The 19,314-nt window shown below is 65.0% G+C and carries 9 protein-coding genes and 1 pseudogene; 9 read left to right on the top strand and 1 reads right to left on the bottom strand.

The genetic code is table 11. From position 1 onward, the window contains the following. The first annotated feature begins 432 nt into the window (after positions 1-432). From GGR62_RS16935 to galD, 4 genes and pseudogenes are all read left to right on the top strand, one after another. Positions 433-3,147, top strand: coding sequence for a TonB-dependent receptor (locus tag GGR62_RS16935; RefSeq protein WP_184409014.1), 2,715 nt, complete (start codon positions 433-435; stop codon positions 3,145-3,147). Between the two features lie 110 nt (positions 3,148-3,257). After that, positions 3,258-5,515: pseudogene (locus GGR62_RS16930) on the top strand (cellulase). Between the two features lie 106 nt (positions 5,516-5,621). After that, complete coding sequence (locus tag GGR62_RS16925; RefSeq protein ID WP_184409013.1) at positions 5,622-7,538, top strand: sialate O-acetylesterase; 1,917 nt, start codon at positions 5,622-5,624, stop codon at positions 7,536-7,538. An 83-nt stretch (positions 7,539-7,621) separates the two neighbouring features. Further along, positions 7,622-9,286, top strand: coding sequence for a GH35 family beta-galactosidase GalD (galD, locus tag GGR62_RS16920; protein WP_276568305.1), 1,665 nt, complete (start codon positions 7,622-7,624; stop codon positions 9,284-9,286). Here galD and GGR62_RS21320 read toward each other — a convergent pair. Beyond that, positions 9,277-9,411: a hypothetical protein gene (locus tag GGR62_RS21320; RefSeq protein WP_260306242.1), complete on the bottom strand. Its 135-nt coding sequence runs from the start codon at positions 9,409-9,411 to the stop codon at positions 9,277-9,279. The genes galD and GGR62_RS21320 overlap by 10 nt on opposite strands. On the opposite strand from GGR62_RS21320, the gene GGR62_RS16915 reads away from it, so the two are divergent. From GGR62_RS16915 to GGR62_RS16895, 5 genes are all read left to right on the top strand, one after another. After that, positions 9,410-12,313: a TIM-barrel domain-containing protein gene (locus GGR62_RS16915; RefSeq protein ID WP_184409011.1), complete on the top strand. Its 2,904-nt coding sequence runs from the start codon at positions 9,410-9,412 to the stop codon at positions 12,311-12,313. The genes GGR62_RS21320 and GGR62_RS16915 overlap by 2 nt on opposite strands. Before the next feature lie 91 nt (positions 12,314-12,404). After that, positions 12,405-14,777, top strand: coding sequence for a glycoside hydrolase family 95 protein (locus GGR62_RS16910; protein WP_184409010.1), 2,373 nt, complete (start codon positions 12,405-12,407; stop codon positions 14,775-14,777). Beyond that, on the top strand, positions 14,774-16,267 hold the full coding sequence (xylB, locus tag GGR62_RS16905) for a xylulokinase (RefSeq protein WP_184409009.1): 1,494 nt from the start codon (positions 14,774-14,776) through the stop codon (positions 16,265-16,267). The genes GGR62_RS16910 and xylB overlap by 4 nt, the downstream gene beginning before the upstream one ends. Positions 16,268-16,303: 36 nt before the next feature. Further along, complete coding sequence (gene xylA / locus GGR62_RS16900; protein ID WP_184406563.1) at positions 16,304-17,641, top strand: xylose isomerase; 1,338 nt, start codon at positions 16,304-16,306, stop codon at positions 17,639-17,641. A gap of 86 nt (positions 17,642-17,727) precedes the next feature. Further along, entirely contained in the window at positions 17,728-19,155 is a 1,428-nt protein-coding gene (locus GGR62_RS16895; RefSeq protein ID WP_184409008.1) for a sugar porter family MFS transporter, read from the top strand. Positions 19,156-19,314 lie beyond the last annotated feature (159 nt).

The following is a 19,314-nucleotide window of genomic DNA, read 5'->3' as shown; positions in this document are numbered from 1 at the left end:
TCCAGAAATTGCGAAAAATCCGAAGATCCAAACGCGACTCTCCGGAACGATGCGACATCCCGCACTCTCAGGCCTCATTGTTCAGACCTTCCCTAAGTGCATGCGTGCATCGCTCCGGCGTACGTCACGTCGCAGAGTTGAGCCTGCTTTGCCTCTAACGGCAGTCCGGACGCGCACTGCCAGAGCTGCCGGGTTTTTTGGTGTTGCTATAGGTTTAACGCATAGCATTCCAGGAATATTTCATTGGTCCGGTATCAAGACCGCGCCCTATGCTCCGGCCGCAGCACAACGGTGAGCCGTTCGGGCTTACCGCGCATCCAACCAGTCCCGACCCTTGTCGCGGTCGGATGCAGGCCGCCAGCAGTGTCGGGCAGGGCGTCAGCGCACCGGCCCGCGAAAACTTGAAGTGCATGCGTCCTGGGAGGGAGCAACATGTCAGTGCAACATTGCCACGTTCCGGCAGGCCGGACTGTGGGTCAGCGTTCGATCCGTGATTTTCGCCGCTCCGTGATGGCCATCAGTGTGGCCGCGTTGTTGAGTGCTCAGGCCTATGCGCAGGATGCGACGCCCCCTGCAGCGGCGGCGCAGGACGCCACCACCCGACAGCTCGACACCGTGCAGGTGACCGGCACACGCAGCAGCGTCACCAAGGCGCAGTTGGTCAAGCAGAACGCCGAGCAGATCGTCGATTCCATCGTTGCCGAAGATATCGGCAAGTTGCCCGACAACAACGTTGCCGAGGCGCTGCAGCGCATCTCCGGTATCCAGATCACCCGCAACTATGGCGAAGGCAGCTCGATCGCGATTCGTGGCCTGACCCAGGTGCGCACCGAGCTCAATGGCCGCGACATCTTCACTGCCAACGACGGCCGTGGCTTGAGCTTCGAGGACGTGTCGGCCGAACTGCTGGCCGGCGTCAACGTCTACAAGAATCCGTCCGCCGACATGATCGAAGGCGGCCTGGGTGGTACCGTGGACCTGCGCACGCGCCTGCCGTTCGACTACGACGCTCGCAAGATCGCCGGCAGCGTGCAGTACAGCCACTATGACCTGGCAGACGACAGCAAGCCGGCGTTCTCCGGCATGTACAGCGACCGCTGGCAGACCGGCATCGGCGAGATCGGCCTGCTGGTGAACTATTCGCAGCAGACCAGCCCGTTCCGCCAGGACACCATCTCGATCGAGCCGTGGTACACGCAGACCGATCTGCCCGGCTACGAGGGCCAGGAGATTTCGGTGCCGCATGGCGCAGGCACCAATACCACGGTCGGCGAGCGCAAACGCAAGACCGGCGCGTTCGCGCTGCAGTGGCGCCCGAACGATGCGCTGGAAATCACCGGCCAGGTGCTGCGCTCGGATTACGATTTCCGCTGGCACGACTATTCGTTCTTTGCCTATACCGGGCAGAACGCGATGCAGGGCCTGCGCGGCATCACCGTCAACGACCGCAACGAATTCGTCAGCGGTTCGTTCCAGAACACCCCGGTCGATTCCAACACCAGCCTGACCGAGCGCCAGTCGGTGACCACCGATTATTCGCTGGGTGCCAAGTGGACGGTGTCGTCGAACCTGACCTTGAGCACCGATCTGCAATACATCGATGCCACCACCAAGGGCACGCGCTACATCGTCGGCACGGGCATGACCAGCACGCCGCGTTTTGACATTGATTTCAACGGCGATCTGCCGCGCTTGTCGGTGACCGATGCGGCCGGCAACCAGGGCTATCTGGCCGACCAGGCCAACTACAGCGGCTGGAAGTTCCACCTCGACAACAAGGACGACAACAAGGCCACCGAGTTTGCCTGGCGCAACGACATGGAGCTGGCCTTCGACGATGGTTTCGCGCGCAGCTTCAAGGCCGGCGTGCGCTATACCGACCGCGACTCGCAGAACAAGGGCAATGTCTACCGCTACATGGATCTGAGCACGCCGTTCTCGCAGTACCCGAACGCGCAGCTGATGCAAAATCCGATCACCGACTTCTTCCGCGGCGATTCGCACACTTTCGCCCCGCGCCTGACCCCGTCCGATGCACTGGTCGGCAACTACGAGCAGACGCTGGCGCTGTTCGGCGCCTCGCCGCTGGTGTTCGGGCCGAACAACATCAACAGCCAGGGCGAAAAGACCTATGCCGCCTACGGCGTGCTGCGCTTCGGCGTGGACAGCGGCGCGATCCCGTTCGACGGCAACATCGGCATGCGCATCGTGCGCACCCAGGTCAATTCGCAGGGCGTGCGCACCGGCACCGACAGCGAAGGTGGCGGCCTGCTGCCGGTGGACGTGCGACAGACCTACACCGACGTGCTGCCCAGCCTCAATCTGCGCTGGCTGCTCAGCGACAGCCTGCAGTGGCGCTTTGCCGCCTCGCGCGGAATTTCGCGTCCGGACTTCAACCAGCTTAACCCCAATCTCAGCCTGGGCACCGCCGCCGGCAGCGACGGAACCACCCGTCGCACCGGTTCGGCCGGCAATCCCGGGCTGAATCCGGTCAAGGCCGACCAGTTCGACACGGCGCTGGAGTGGTACTTCGGCAAGGGCTCGATGATGTACGGCACGCTGTTCTACAAGAAGGTCGAGGGCTTCATCGCCGATGCGGTGTTCGACGAGGTCTACGGCGGCCAGAACTGGGAAATCACCCGGCCGGTCAATGGCAAGGACGGCAGGATCAAGGGCGCGGAGTTGGGCTACACCCAGTTCTTCGACTTCCTGCCCAGCTGGTTGAGCGGCTTCGGCCTGCAGACCAACTACACTTACGTCGACAGCCAGGCGCCGAGCCCGACCGCCACCGACACCAACGGCCAGGCCTTGACCGTGCCGTTGGAGGGCTTGTCCAAGAACAGCTACAACGCGATCCTCAGCTATGAAACCACGCGCTTCCAGGGCCGTGTGGCCTACAACTGGCGCAGCGACTGGCTGGTGACCACCGCCGGCAACGGCACCGGTAATCTGCCGGTCTACAACAAGGGCTTCGGCCAGCTGGATGCCTCGCTGCGGTTCAACATCAACGACGTGTGGTCGATCTCGCTCGATGGCGTGAACCTGCTCGATACCCGTCGCGAAAGTTATCTGGGTACCGAGTCGCGCTACCGCGACTTTGTGATCAACGATCGTCGGTATGGCCTGACGTTGCGGGCCAGCCTGTAGAACGCGCCGTAGGAAGTGCGTCTCCGGTCCGGCGACCTGTGCATTCAGGGCGTCGGGCCGGTGTTTTTTCGATCGATGGCGTGCCGTTAATGGCAATGGGAGCCGGAGGAATGATCGCTGTGATCGATCCGCTGACGATGCGCCGCGTGGGCGCAGCGCTGTGGCCGGTCCGCTGGCCGCTGGCACTGCTGTTGCTGTTGTCAGGGCTGATCTTGCCGCTGCATGCCGCCGATTCGGCCGCGCAGCCACCGTACCGCTGGCGCAGCGTCGCCATCGGCGGCGGTGGCTTCGTTACCGGCGTGCTGTTCCATCCGGCCGAGCGCGATCTTGCCTATGCCCGCACCGATGTCGGTGGTGCGTATCGCTGGGATGGGCATGCGCAGCACTGGGTGGCGCTGACCGATTGGTTGGGCGCCGACGACTGGAATCTGATGGGGATCGATGCGTTTGCGGTCGATCCTGCCGACCCGAGGACGCTGTATCTGGCCGCCGGCACATATATGCACGCCGGTGCCGGCAACGCTGCGGTGTTGCGTTCGTTCGATCGCGGGCGTCACTTCGAGCGTGCCGATTTGCCGTTCAAACTCGGCGGAAATCAATTGGGCCGCGCCAATGGCGAACGGTTGGCGGTGGACCCGCACGATGGCCGGGTACTGCTGCTCGGTTCGCGTGATGCAGGTCTGTGGCGCAGTGCCGATCGCGGCGCGCACTGGACGCGCGTAGACAGTTTTCCCGCCGAGGCATTGGCAGGTGCGACGGCGCGCAATCATGTCGGCCGCGAACAGGCAGTGGGGATTGCCTTTGTCGTCTTCGACGCTGCCAGCGGCAACGCTGGCAGCGCCACGCCGCGCATCTATGTCGGCGTCTCCACTGCGCAGAGCAGTCTGTACGTCTCCGACGATGCGGGCCACACATGGTCGGCTGTGGCGGGCCAGCCCGTCGGTATGCGTCCCAGCCATATGGCCGGCGGCAGTGATGGGCAGTGGTATCTGAGTTACGGCGATCAGCCTGGCCCGGACCTGATGGCCGGCGGTGCGTTGTGGAAATACACCCCGGCACAGGCGCGCTGGAGCGAGATCAGCCCGATCGCGCAGCCAGCCGATGGCGATGGCTTCGGTTGGGGCGCGGTGGCGGTGGATCCGCAGCACCCGCAGGTGCTGCTGGCCAGCACCTTCCGTCGGTACACACCGCGCGATGAAGTGTTTCGCAGTCCCGATGGTGGCCGCAGCTGGACACCGTTGCTGGCATCCGCGCAGTTCGATCACAGCACCGCGCCGTGGACCGCGCAGGCAACGCCGCACTGGATAGGCGCACTGGCGATCGATCCGTTCGACGGCAACCACGCGCTGTTCGTCACCGGCTATGGCATCTGGGCCTCGCGCAATCTCCAGGCGTTCTCAGCGCAGCGGCCGTTGCAGTGGTGGTTCCAGGATCGCGGGCTGGAGGAAACCGTGCCGCTGGATCTGCTCAGCCCGATGCAAGGCGCGCATCTGCTCAGCGCGCTCGGCGATATCGATGGCTTCCGGCATGACGATCTGGAACATGCGCAGTTGCAATACGCCGGCCCGCGGCTGACCAATGGCGAAAGCATCGATGCGGCCGGGCAGGCGGCGCAGTGGGTGGTGCGTAGCGGCACGCTGCGTGATCGCCGCAACAACGAGATCCGTGCGCTCTATTCGCGCGATGGCGGCGCGCAGTGGACGGCGTTTGCGAGCGAGCCGCCGGCCGGGCGGGGTGCCGGCCACATCGCCATCGCTGCCGATGCGTCGCACGTGGTCTGGGCACCGGAACAAGGCAGCAACTGGCGCACGGCCGATCTCGGCACGCATTGGCAGCGCGTGCAAGGACTGCCCGACGCCGCCGTGGCCGTGGCCGACCGCGTCGATGCGCAGCGCTGGTATGCAGTGGATACCGCGAGCGGGCGCTTGTTCGAGAGCCGCGATGGCGCAGCGAACTTTCGCGACACCGGTGCGCAGGTGGGCAGCCCGGCGCGCGATGAACGTGCGCGTCCGCAGCTGCGCCCCGATCCGTGGCGGGCGGGGGTGGTGTATCTGGCCAGTCCCACCCAGGGCATGATGCGCTGGCAGGACGAGCGTTTGCAGAGTTTGTCCAAACCGGACCAGGCGCGTTCGTTGGGCATCGGCAAGGCGCTGCACGAGGGCGCCCCGCCGGCGCTGTATCTGGCCGGCCGCGTGGATGGTGTGGATGGCGTGTTCCGCTCCGACGACGAAGGCGCGCAGTGGTGCGCATCGATGACGACGCGCACCGTTTTGGCAAGCCGTACAGCGTCACCGGCGATCCGCGCATTCCGGGGCGTGTGTACTTCGCCACCGGTGGGCGTGGCATCTTCTACGGCGATCCACGATGAGCGCTACGTCGCTGTGTGCGTCATCGCGCGGTCTTACCTTTTACGGCGGCGTGCGCCGCCGCATCGCTGCGCGCCGACTGGCCGCGCCGACCCTGGAGATCATTGCATGACCGCTTCTCTCATCCGTCGTGGCTGCCTGTTGGGCCTGGTCCTGGCCAGCCCCGCTGCATTGGCGCAGCCGAGCTTGCCGTTGTTGTTTGCCGATGGCGCGGTGCTGCAGCGTGACCAGCCGATGCCGGTGTGGGGGTGGGCATCGCCGAATGCCGCGATCACAGTCGGCTTCGATGGCAAGCGCGCCACCGCCAGGGCCGATGCAAGGGGGCGGTGGAAGGTCAGTCTGCCCGCACACAAGGCCGGTGGCCCGTATGTGCTGAATGTGCAGGGCGACGGCGGGCAGTTGCAGGTACGTGATGTGCTGGTCGGCGATGTGTGGCTGGCCAGCGGTCAATCGAATATGGAGTGGCCGTTGGCGCAGGCCAGCGATGGTCCCCAGGCGGTGGCTGCCGCCAACGACGCGCTGTTACGGCACTTCAAGGTGCCCAAGTCGTGGGCGCTGCAGCCGCAGGCGCGCCTGACCGGTGGCAACTGGAAAGCGGCCACGCCGGACAACGCCGGCGAGTTCACGGCAGTGGGTTATTTCTTCGCCAAGGAATTGCGCGCCAGCACCGGCGTGCCGATCGGCATCGTCAACAGTACCTGGGGCGGCAGTGCGATCGAAGCGTGGATGGATGCGGCCTCGCAGGGTTTGACTGCCGAACAGAGTCAGGGCGCGATCGCGGCGATCAAGCAACGTGATGCCACTGTGCTGGCCGCTACCGGCAAGCGCATCGCGCGCTGGCCCAAAGTGGGTGGCGACACGCCGCAGTGGCGCGAGGCGACGTTCGATGACAGCGACTGGGACAGCATCCCGACGACCCAGCAATGGGAGCTCAGCGGCTATGACGGCATGGACGGGATCGCCTGGTATCGCACCACGGTCACCTTGAGCGCTGCCGAGGCCAAGGCCGGTATCGAACTGGGCGTAGGCCAGATCGACGATTCCGATAGCACTTACGTCAACGGCACCGAGGTCGGTCAGACCGTCGAGCAGTGGAACCTGCCGCGCGTCTACCAAGTGCCTGCCTCCGCATTGCATGCAGGCGTCAACCACATCGCAGTGCGGGTGGAAGACCTCAGCGGTGGCGGCGGCATGCACGGCCCGGACGAGCAACGCTTCGTGCAGACCAAGGCCGGTGCCAAACGTGCGCTGGGCGGCTGGAAGTTCCGCCCGGCCGCCGTGCGCGTGGCGCTGGCCGACAACAAGAATCAGCTGCCCACGCTGCTGTACAACCAGATGATCCATCCGCTGCAGCCGTTCCCGGTCAAGGGCGTGATCTGGTACCAGGGCGAAACCAATGCCAGCGACACCGGCGCGGTGAAGTATCGCGAACAGTTCGCTGCAATGATCCAGCAATGGCGCGCCGAACGTGGTGCGAAACAGCTGCCGTTTCTGTGGGTGCAGCTGGCCAATTTCAAAGCCGGTGGTGACAAGGGCGATATGAGCCCCTGGGCGCTGTTGCGCGAGTCGCAATCCAAGACGCTGGCGCTGCCGGCGACCGGGCAGGCGGTGATCATCGATATCGGCAATCCAACCGATATCCATCCCACCAACAAGCGCGATGTCGGCCATCGTCTGGCGCTTGCGGCGCGGCATGTGGCTTATGGCGAAACGCTGGTGTACAGCGCGCCGGTGTTCAAGCAGGCGCGCTTTGCCGAGGGTCAGGCAGTGCTGAGTTTCGATCTGCAGGGCAGTGCCTTGCAGGTGCGCGGTGGGGGCGAAGTGCAAGGCTTCCGTATCGCCGGTGCCGACCGGGACTTTCATCCGGCAACCGCGCGTATCGAGGGCGACCGCGTGGTCGTGCGCAGTACTGCGGTGTCTGCACCGGTCGCGGTGCGCTACGGCTGGAGCGAAAACCCGGACGACGCCAACCTGGTCAATCGCGAACGCCTTCCTGTTTCCCCCTTCCGCACCGATACCTGGTGACACGGAGTCCTATGTCCATGCATTCCCCCGTTGCAGGTGTGATCGCTCCTTCCATCGGGCGCGGTTGTCTGCGTCCGCTGCTGCTGTCCGCGCTGGCGCTGGCCTTGGCTGCGTGCCAATCCGGCGAGCAGGACGCCGCCGCCAAACCGGCTGCCGTCGCATCGGCCTCCCGCAACGCAGCGACAGCACCCGCCACTGCGCCGGCTGCGCAGACACCGATGCCGCAGTTCGTCAGCAAGGACGGCAAGCATGCGTTGCTGGTCGATGGCGCGCCGTTCCTGATCCTGGGCGCGCAAGTCAACAATTCCAGCAACTATCCGGCCGCGCTCGACAAGGTGTGGCCGGCGATGCGGGTGCTGGGCCCCAACACCGTGCAGGTGCCGATCGCCTGGGAACAGGTCGAGCCGGAAGAAGGCACGTTCGATTTCTCCTTCGTCGACACGCTGCTCAACCAGGCGCGCGAACACAAGGTGCGGTTGGTGCTGCTGTGGTTTGCGACCTGGAAGAACAACGGCCCGGCGTACGCGCCGCATTGGGTCAAGACCGACAACCAGCGCTTTCCGCGCGTGGTGACGCGCGAGGGCAAGGCGATCGGCTCGTTGTCGCCGCATGCACAGGCCACGCTGGATGCCGACCGCAAGGCCTTCGTCGCCTTCATGCAGCATCTCAAGCAGGTCGATCCGCAGCACACGGTCATCATGGTTCAGCCCGAGAACGAGCCGGGCACCTACGGCAGCGTGCGCGATTTCTCGCCGATGGCGCAGCAGCTGTTCGACGGCCCGGTGCCGGATCAACTGCTCAAGCGCTTGAACAAACCGCCGGGCAGCTGGGCGCAGGTGTTTGGTGCCGATGCCGACGAGATTTTCCATGCCTGGTCGATCGGTCGCTACATCGATCAGGTGGCCGAAGCCGGCAAGGCGGTCTATCCGTTGCCGATGTACGTCAATGCCGCACTGCGTGGCCCGTTCAATCCGGGTCAACCCGGCCAGTACGCCAGCGGTGGCCCCACCGACAACGTGCTCGACGTGTGGAAGGCGGCCGGCCAACATATCGATCTGCTGGCGCCGGACATCTACATGCCCGAGTACCGCATGTACACCACGGTGCTGGAGCGTTACGCACGCCCGGATAATGCCTTGTTCGTCGCCGAAACCGGCAACCGCCCCGAGTACGCGCGTTACTTGTTCCCCACCCTCGGCCACGACGGCATCGGCTGGTCGGCGTTCGGCATGGATTACACGCCTTATTCCAACTATCCGCTGGGCGCCAAGCACGTCAACGCAGAAACGCTCGCGCCGTTTGCGCTGGGTTTCGACCTGGTCAAGCGCGGCATGCGTCCGTTCGCCAAGGCCGCTTCCGAAGGCAAACTGCACGGCACCGCAGAGGAGCCCGGCCAGGCCGTGCAGGAGCTCAAGCTCAATGACCGCTGGAGCGCCACCATCACCTATGGCGTGCCGCAGTTCTGGTTCAAGGGCGAGCCGCCGGGCAACCCCGAGCCGATCGGCGCGGCGTTGATCGCCGAGCTTGGCCCGGACGAATTCCTGGTCACCGGTTACCACGTGCGCGTGACCCTGCATCCGGCCAGCGAGGCGACTGCCAACATGCTCTACGACCGCGTCGAGGAAGGCGTCTACGAAGGCAGCGACTGGAAGTTCGCGCGCAACTGGAACGGCGACCAGACCGATTACGGCGTCAACTTTTCCAGCGCGCCGCAGCTGCTGAAGATCAAGCTGGCCACCTATAAATAAGCCTGCTCGGCCGCCTGCTGCGCAGCCCGATCGCTGCGCAGCAGGCTGTCTTCCACGTCAAATGCAATGAACCCACGCGTTGCCGCCCCCGCGGTACCGTTTCGCAATTCCAAGGGAGTGAACATGCAAACCACCAACCGTTCCGCCGGCCATGCGCCTGCCACTCGACGTACACCGCTTGCCCAATGTCTGGCGTTGTCGCTGGCCTTGCTGGCCAATGCCGCGCACGCGCAGGAGGTGCGCAAGGCGGCTGATGGCGTCACCGTGGTGCCGAGCGCCAAGGGCGCCGCACCGGTGCGCCTGCAGGTGGTCGATGCCGGCATCATCCGCGTCAGTGCCGATCCGGACGGCGACTTCGCCCGTAGCCCCAGCCTGATGCGCGTGCCGGTGCAGGGCGATAGCGCATTCCAGTTCACCGATCAGGGCGACAGCGTGCAGCTGAAGACCGGCAAGGTCACCGCCACGGTGTCCACTGTCGATGGCCATGTCAGCTTCGCCGATGCCAGCGGCAAGCCGGTGTTGTCGGAAGTGGCCGGCGGGCGCAGCTTTGCGCCGTTGAAAGTGGAAGGCAGGCAGTACCTGAGCGTGGGGCAGCGCTTCCAGTCGCCTGATGACGAAGCCTTGTACGGCTTCGGCCAGCACCAGCAGGGCTGGATGAATCAGAAGGGCCGCAATGTCGAGTTGCAGCAGAACAACATCGACATGGCGGTACCGTACCTGGTGTCCAGCCGCAACTACGGTCTGCTGTGGGACAACAACTCGATCAGCCGCCTGGGCGATCCGCGCGGCCTGCAGCCGCTGCCCAAGACGCTCACGTTGTACGACGCCAAGGGCAAGGCCGGCGCGCTGACCGCACGCTATGCCATCAACGGCAAGCAGGTGCTGGAGCGCCGCGAGAGCGAGGTGAACTACCAGTACCTCAGCGACCTGAGCAAGTTCCCGAAAAAGGCCATCACCAAGGACAAGGACAGTCGCTTGCAGGTCACCTGGGAGGGCGAGATCGAAGCGCTCACCGGCGGCGAGCACACCTTCTCGCTGTATTCGAGCGAATACGCCAAGTTGTACGTAGACGGCAAGCTGGTGATCGATCGCTGGCGCCAGAACTGGAATCCGTGGAATCACGAGTTCAAGCTGGACCTGGCGCCGGGCACGCGCCACACCGTCAAGCTCGAGTGGGATCTCATCGACCCCAGCTACATCGCGCTGCTGCACCGCGACCCGCTGCCCGCCGCTGAAGCGAAGGATCTGTCGCTGTGGTCCGAAGCCGGCCAGATGATCGATTACTACTTCGTCTCGGCCGACTCCTACGATCAGGCCGTGGCCGGCTACCGCGAACTCACCGGCAAGTCGGTGATGCTGCCCAAGTGGGCGTATGGCTTTTGGCAGAGCCGCGAGCGCTACAAGAGCCAGGACGAACTGGTGGGCGCGGTGGCCGAATACCGCAAGCGCAAGCTGTCGCTGGACAACATCGTGCTCGATTGGTCGTACTGGCCCGAGAATGCGTGGGGTTCGCATGATTTCGATCCCAAGCACTTCCCGGATCCGGATGGCATGGTCAAGGCCGTGCACGACATGCACGCGCAGATCATGATTTCGATCTGGCCCAAGTTCTATCCCACCACCGCCAACTACAAGGAACTGGATGCCGCCGGTTTCATGTATAAGCGCAACGTGGAAGTGGGCGAGCTCGACTGGATCGGCAAGGGCTACAAGAACGCGTTCTACGACCCGTATTCGGAGAAGGCGCAGGCGATCTACTGGCGCCAGGTCAACGAAAAGCTCAACAGCAAGGGCTTCGATGCCTGGTGGATGGACGCCGACGAGCCGGACGTGCACTCCAACCTGGACATCGGCGAGCGCAAGGCACGCACCACGCCGACCGCACTGGGCTCGTCCACCGAGTACTTCAATTCCTACCCGCTGCCGCACACCCATGGCGTATACGTGGGCGACCGTGCGGCCGACGACAAGCGCGTGTTCATCCTCTCGCGCAAGGGTTATGCCGGCACCCAGCGCAACGCGGTGGCGGTGTGGAGCGGCGACATCGTCTCGCGTTGGGATGACATGCGAGACCAGATCTCCGCGGGCGTCAACATGGCGCTATCGGGCCTGCCCAACTGGACGTTCGACATCGGCGGCTTTGCGGTGGAGAAGCGCTACAAGACCCAGGACCCGGCGCATCTGCCGGAATGGCGCGAGCTCAATACGCGCTGGTTCCAGTTCGGCGCGTTCGTGCCGATCTTCCGCTCGCATGGGCAGTTCCCGTACCGCGAGATCTGGAACATCGCCCCGGAAGGCACGCCGTTCTACGACAGCATGGCCTACTACAACCGCCTGCGATACGCGCTGCTGCCGTACATCTACAGCCTGGCCGGTGATACCTATCAGCGCGATGGCGTCATCATGCGCGGCATGATGATGGACTTCCCGAACGACCCCAAGGTCCGCGACATCAACGACCAGTACCTGTTCGGCCCGGCTTTCCTGGTCGCACCGGTGACCCGCTTCGGCGCCACCTCGCGTCAGGTCTATCTGCCGGCCGGCAGCACATGGCTGGACTTCGCCACCGGCAAGCGCTACGACGGTGGCCAGAGCATCGAAGCGGCTGCGCCGATCGAGCGCATGCCGTTGTTCGTCCGCGCCGGTTCCATCGTGCCCACCGGCCCGGTGCAGGAATACGTGGACCAGACGCCGGACGCACCGCTCACCGTGGTGGTCTACACCGGCGCCGATGGTCAGTTCTCGCTGTATGAGGACGACGGCAAGGGCTATGGCTACGAGAAGGGCGAGTTCAGCCGCATTCCGCTGAGCTGGAACCAGGCCAAGGGCGAGTTGCGCATCGGCACGCGCGAAGGTAGCTGGACCGGCATGCAGGCCAAGCGCACCGTCAACGTCCGCTTCGTCGATGGCCCGCGCGACGACGCCGGTGCGCTCGAGCCCAGGACCGATGCCAGCATCCAGTACGACGGCAAGCCGGTCAGCGTGTTGCAGCGCAAGATTGCATCCGGCAAAGCGCGTCGTCGATGATTGCAGGCTGTCTTCAGTCGATGAGCGAGCAGATGCCGGAACGCCGCAAGGCAGGCGCGGGCGGTTCCGGTGATGCCGTGCGGCGGCCGCCGTGCTGACCCGCAGAGAGCTGTGCAAGGCCACCGGGGCTGCCGTCGCGGTCCTGGGCACCGCGCCGGTGGCCGCGCAGGCGGCGAAGGCGACCAGGTCGTCATCGCTCCCTGCGGTGGCGCCTGCCGGCGCATTGACGTTGTGGTATCGCCAACCGGCCAACGAATGGGTGCAGGCGCTACCGGTCGGCAATGGCCGGCTGGGCGCGATGGTGTGGGGTGGCATCGCCCACGAGCGCCTGCAACTGAACGAAGACACCCTCTACGCAGGTGGCCCCTACGACGCCACCAGCCCGGAGGCACTGGCGGCGCTGCCGCAGGTGCGCGCGCTGATTTTTGCCGGGCGGTATGCCGAGGCCGAAACACTGGCCAACGCCAAGCTGCTCTCGCGTCCGCGCAAGCAGATGCCGTATCAGCCATTGGGCGATCTGCTGCTGGATTTCGATCGTGCCGACGGCATCAGCGACTATCGCCGCCAGCTCGATCTGGACACCGGCGTGGCCACCACCACCTTCCGGTCCGGCGGTGCGTTGCATCGGCGCGAGGTATTCGTGTCGGCGCAGTCGCAGTGCATCGTGGTACGCCTGTCCTGCGATCGGCCACGCGCGATTTCCTTGCGCGTGGGCATCGGCAGCCCGCAGCGCGGCGAGGTCACGATGGAGCAGGGCGGCCTGCTGTTCAGCGGTCGCAATGGCAGCTTCGCCGGCATCGACGGCAAACTGCGTTTCGCCCTGCGCGTGCTGCCGCAGGTCAAGGGCGGCACGGTCAGTGATCTGCGCGAGCGTCTGCGCATCGACGGCGCCGACGAAGTGGTGCTACTGCTCACCGCGGCCACCAGCTACCAGCGTTACGACACGGTCGATGGCGACCCGCTCGCGCTCACCGCAGCCAGCATGCACAAGGCGGGCACACTGGACTACGCGGCACTGCTGCGTGCGCATCTGGCCGATCACCAGCGGCTGTTCCGGCGCGTGGCGATCGACCTGGGCAGCAGCGAGGCGGCGGCACTGCCCACCGACGAACGCGTGCAGGGGTTCGCCAATGGCAACGATCCGGCATTGGCCGCGCTGTATCACCAGTTCGGCCGCTACTTGCTGATCTGCAGCTCGCGGCCAGGCAGCCAGCCAGCCAACCTGCAGGGCATCTGGAACGACCTGATGCAGCCGCCGTGGGAAAGCAAGTACACCATCAATATCAATACCGAGATGAACTACTGGCCCAGCGAGGCCAATGCGCTGCACGAGTGCGTCGAACCGCTGGAAGCGATGGTGTTCGACCTGGCCGCGACCGGCGCACACACCGCGCGTGCGATGTACGACGCGCCCGGTTGGGTGGTGCACAACAACACCGATCTGTGGCGCCAGGCCGGCCCGATCGATGGCGCCAAGTGGAGCCTGTGGCCGATGGGCGGGGTATGGCTGCTGCAGCAGCTGTGGGACCGCTGGGATTATGGCCGCGACCGTGCCTACCTGGGCAGGATCTATCCCTTGTTCAAGAGCGCGGCAGAGTTCTTCGTCGCCACGCTGGTCAAGGATCCGCAGACCGGCGCGATGGTCACCAATCCCTCGATGTCGCCGGAGAACCAGCATCCGTTCAATGCCGCGCTCTGCGCCGGCCCCACGATGGATGCCCAGCTGCTGCGCGACCTGTTCGCGCAATGCATCGCGATGAGCAAGTTGCTGAAGCGGGATGCGGAGTTCGCGCAACACCTGAGCACGCTACGCGAGCAACTGCCGCCCAACCGGATCGGCAAGGCCGGGCAGTTGCAGGAATGGCAGCAGGACTGGGACATGGACGCACCGGAGATCCATCACCGGCACGTCTCGCATCTGTACGCGCTGCATCCGTCCAGCCAGATCAATCTGCGCGACACGCCCGAGCTCGCCGCCGCCGCCAGGCGCTCGCTGGAGATCCGTGGCGACAACGCCACCGGCTGGGGCATCGGCTGGCGCCTGAATCTATGGGCGCGTCTGGCCGATGGCGAGCATGCCTACCGCATCCTGCAATTGCTGCTCTCGCCCGAACGTACTTATCCGAACCTGTTCGATGCGCATCCGCCGTTCCAGATCGATGGCAATTTCGGCGGCACCGCCGGCATCACCGAGATGCTGCTGCAAAGCTGGGGCGGTAGCGTGTTCCTCCTACCGGCCTTGCCCAAGGCGTGGCCGCGCGGCAGCGTGCGTGGGTTGCGCGTGCGCGGCGGCGCCAGTGTGGAGTTGGACTGGGAGGGCGGTCGCTTGCAGCAGGCACGCCTGAACAGCGATCGCGGCGGGCGCTATCAATTGTCTTATGCAGGGCAGACCCTGGACCTGGAACTGGGTGCCGGTCGCACCCAGCAGGTGGGCCTTAACAACAACCGATTGGTGATGCAATGAGCTTGTATATAGGTCTGGACGTGGGCACGCAGAGCGTCAAGCTGGTGGCCTACGATCCGCAACAGCGCGAGGTGGTCGCCACGATTGCCGCGCCTATGGAACTGATCAGTCGCGACGACGGCACCCGCGAGCAGCAGGCGCAGTGGTGGATCGACGGCATCGTGCATTGCTTCGCGCAGCTCGATGGCGCGCAGCGTGCGCAGGTACGCGGCATCTCGGTCTCCGGCCAGCAGCATGGTTTCGTGCCGGTCGCCGCCGATGGCAGCGTTACCGCACCGGTGAAGCTGTGGTGCGACACCAGTACCGCGCTGGAATGCGACGAAATCATGGACGCGGTCGGCGGCGCGGCGGGCAGCGTGGCCACTGCCGGCAACCCGATCATGGCCGGCTACACCGCCTCCAAGTTGCCATGGACGCGCAAGCATCGCCCCGAGGCCTACGCAGCGATGACCACGGTGATGCTGCCGCACGACTACGTGAACTTCTGGCTCACCGGCGAGCGCTTTGCCGAAGTCGGCGATGCCTCCGGCACCGGCTGGCTGGATGTGCGCACGCGGCAGTGGTCCGAGCGCATGCTCGGCGCGGTGGATGCACAGCGCGACCTGCGCGAGGCATTGCCGCCGCTGGTGGAAACCGGCGCGGTCTATGCGTTATCCGCCGCCGCCGCCGAGGCGCTCGGGTTGCCGGCCGGCGTGCGCGTCACCACCGGTGGCGGCGACAACATGATGGCCGCGATCGGCACCGGCAACGTGGTGCCCGGACGCCTGACCATGAGCCTGGGCACCTCGGGCACCTTGTTCGCCTACGCCGACCACCCGGTAGTGGACGACGACGCACGCTGGGCCGCGTTCTGCTCGTCCAGCGGCGGCTGGTTGCCGCTGATCTGCACCATGAACTGCACCGTCGCCACCGAGGCGGTGATGCGCATGTTTTCCATCACCCGCGAGCAGACCGAGGCGCTGATCGCCGACACCGCACCGGGTGCCGACGGGCTGGTGTTGCTGCCGTTCTTCAATGGCGAGCGCACACCCAATTTGCCGGATGCACGTGGCTGCCTGTTCGGCATGGACCTGCACAACACCACCGCTGCGCATTTCTACCGCGCCGCGATGGAAGGGGCGACCTACAGCCTGCGCAACGGTTTCGATGCCTTCGTGGCCGCCGGCCTGCAGTTCGACACCATCCTGCTCACCGGTGGCGGCAGCAAGAGCGCACAGTGGCGGCAGATGGTGGCCGATATCTTCAATCTGCAGGTCGTTGTGCCGACCCAGCCGGAAGGTGCCGCCTTCGGTGCGGCGCTGCAGGCGCTGTGGGCCTGCGATCGCGACGACGGCGGCACGGACGCGTTGTCGGATGTGGTGCTGGAGCACCTGCAGATCGACGAGGCGTTGTCGGCACGCCCGGATCCGCAGCGCGTGGCCCAGTATCAGCAGCATTACCAGCACTTCCTCAGGCACCTGCAAGTCGTCAGCCCGCTCTACGCCGGCTGATTCATTACTCCCCCAGTACCAAGGACATCTCGCCCCATGAGCAACACCGTCTACATCGGCGCCAAAGAATATTTCCCCGGCATCGGCAAGATCGGCTTCGAAGGCCGCGACTCGGACAACCCGCTGGCCTTCAAGGTCTACGACGCGCATAAAAAGATCGGCGACAAGACCATGGCCGAGCACCTGCGCTTTGCGGTGGCCTATTGGCACAGCTTCTGCGGCAACGGCGCCGATCCGTTCGGCCCGGGCACGCGTGCGTATCCGTGGGATGTAGGCAATACCGCACTCAATCGTGCCGAAGCCAAGGCCGATGCCGCATTCGAGTTCTTCACCAAGCTCGGCGTGCCGTACTACTGCTTCCACGACATCGACCTGTCGCCCGATGCCGACGACATCGGCGAATACGAGCGCAACCTGCAGCACATGGTCGGCATCGCCAAGCAGCGCCAGGCCGATACCGGCGTCAAGCTGTTGTGGGGCACCGCCAACCTGTTCTCGCACCCGCGCTACATGAATGGTGCATCGACCAACCCGGACTTCAACGTGGTGGCGCGGGCGGCGGTGCAGGTCAAGGCCGCGATCGATGCCACCGTCGAACTCGGTGGCGAAAACTACGTGTTCTGGGGCGGCCGCGAAGGCTATGCGTGTTTGCACAACACCCAGATGAAGCGCGAGCAGGACCACATGGCGCGCTTCCTGACCCTGGCGCGCGACTACGGCCGTGCGATCGGCTTCAAAGGCAATTTCCTGATCGAGCCCAAGCCGATGGAGCCGATGAAGCACCAGTACGACTTCGACAGCGCCACGGTGATCGGCTTCCTGCGCCAGCATGGCCTGGACCAGGACTTCAAGCTCAATATCGAAGCCAACCATGCCACGCTGTCGGGCCATAGCTTCGAGCACGACCTGCAGGTGGCATCGGATGCCGGCCTGCTCGGCAGCATCGATGCCAACCGTGGCAACCCGCAGAACGGCTGGGACACCGACCAGTTCCCGACCGACCTGTACGATACCGTCGGCGCGATGCTGGTGGTGCTGCGGCAGGGCGGGCTGGCACCGGGCGGGCTGAATTTCGATGCCAAGGTGCGGCGCGAATCATCCGATCCGCAGGACCTGTTCCTGGCCCATATCGGCGGCATGGACGCGTTCGCACGTGGGCTGGAAGTGGCCGATGCGCTGCTGACCTCCTCGCCGCTGGAAACCTGGCGCAAGGAGCGCTACGCCAGCTTCGACAGCGGTGCCGGTGCGGCGTTCGCCGATGGCACCAGCACGTTGGTGGATGTGGCCCAGCACGCAGCCGGTAACGAGCCCAAGCAACTCAGCGGCCGTCAGGAAGCCTACGAGAACCTCATCAATCAGTATCTGACGCGTTGATGTCCCGTGGTCGGCGGCGCACTGCGCGTCGCCGGCCGATGTCGGCCACCCCGTGGCCGCTCCTTTGCATGCTTCCAGGTGAATCCATGTCCAGTGTCTCCGTAAACGGCGCCCCCGATGCCGGTGAGAACACCCGTTTTATCGTCCTGATCAGTTGCGTGGCCACGATCGGCGGTTTTTTGTTCGGTTTCGATAGCGGCGTGATCAACGGCACCGTCGATGGCCTGAAGCAGACCTTCCATTCCAATGCCGCCAAGACCGGATTCGAGGTTGCCTCGATGCTGCTGGGTTGCGCCATCGGCGCCTTCTTTGCCGGCCGTCTGGCCGACCGCTGGGGCCGCCGTGCGGTCCTGATCATTTCTGCGGCGCTGTTCCTGCTCTCGGCCATCGGTGCCGGTGCCTCGCACAGCTCCGGCTTCTTCATCTTCGCGCGCATCATGGGCGGCTTTGCCGTCGGCGCGGCCAGCGTCATCTCGCCGGCGTACATCGCCGAGGTCGCCTCTGCGCGCTATCGCGGCCGGCTTGCCACGATGCAGCAGATCGCCATCATCAGCGGGCTGTTCTGCGCGTTCCTGAGCAACTACCTGCTGGCCAACGCCGCCGGTGCCTCCACCGAGCCGTTATGGGCCGGGCAGGCCGCATGGCGCTGGATGTTCTGGATGCAGGCGATTCCGTCGCTGGCATTCCTGCTGTTGCTGCTGGTCATCCCGGAGAGCCCGCGCTACCTGGTTGTCAAGGGCCGTCGCGAGCAGGCGCTAGTGGTGCTCAAGCGGCTGTACGGCAACGCCGCCGCGCAGACCAAGCTGACCGAAATTTCCGCTTCCATGTCGGCCGACCAACACAAGCCCAAGTTCTCCGACCTCATCAACAAGGCAACCGGCAAGGTCCGTCCGATCGTCTGGATCGGCGTCGGCCTGGCGGTGTTCCAGCAACTGGTCGGCATCAACGTGGTGTTCTATTACGGTGCGGTGCTGTGGCAGGCGGTGGGCTTCTCCGAGCAGGACGCATTGCTGATCAACGTGCTCTCCGGCGGCCTCAGCATCGGCGCCTGTCTGGTCACGGTGATGCTGGTCGACAAGATCGGCCGCAAGCCGCTGCTGTGGATCGGCTCGGCCGGCATGGCGGTGTCGTTGGCCCTGGTCACCTACGCGTTTGCCACCGCGTCGCTGGATCCCAACGGCAAGCTCGCCATGTCCGACGCCATGGGCATGCTGGCGCTGGTCGCCGCCAACGTCTACGTGGTGTTCTTCAACGCCTCGTGGGGCCCGGTGATGTGGGTGATGCTGGGCGAGATGTTCCCCAACCAGATCCGCGGCTCGGGCCTGGCGATCGCCGGCGCAGCGCAGTGGACCTCCAACTTCGCCATCACCGTCAGCTTCCCGATCCTGCTCGGCAGCATCGGCCTGGCCGGCGCCTACGGCATCTATACCGTCGCCGCCTTCATTTCGGTGTTCTTCGTGCTCAAGTACGTCTACGAAACCAAGGGCAAGGAGCTGGAGCAGATGGAGGGCTGATTCTGTCTGTTATGCCTATATAGGCATGGAAAACGAACAAGGCCGCGCAATGCGCGGCCTTGTTCGTTGATGATCTCGCCAGGGATCTCGCCGATGTCTCGCATGCCTGCAAGCGCCTCAATCGAGTTGGCTGTCATCGTGGAGGTGGATTGGGTGCGT

It is taken from the genome of Xanthomonas sp. 3075 (assembly GCF_014197275.1).
Lineage (GTDB): Bacteria > Pseudomonadota > Gammaproteobacteria > Xanthomonadales > Xanthomonadaceae > Xanthomonas > Xanthomonas campestris_B.
The sequence above is the reverse complement of the archived record's forward strand: the minus strand, read 5'-3'. Positions and strand labels throughout refer to the sequence as shown.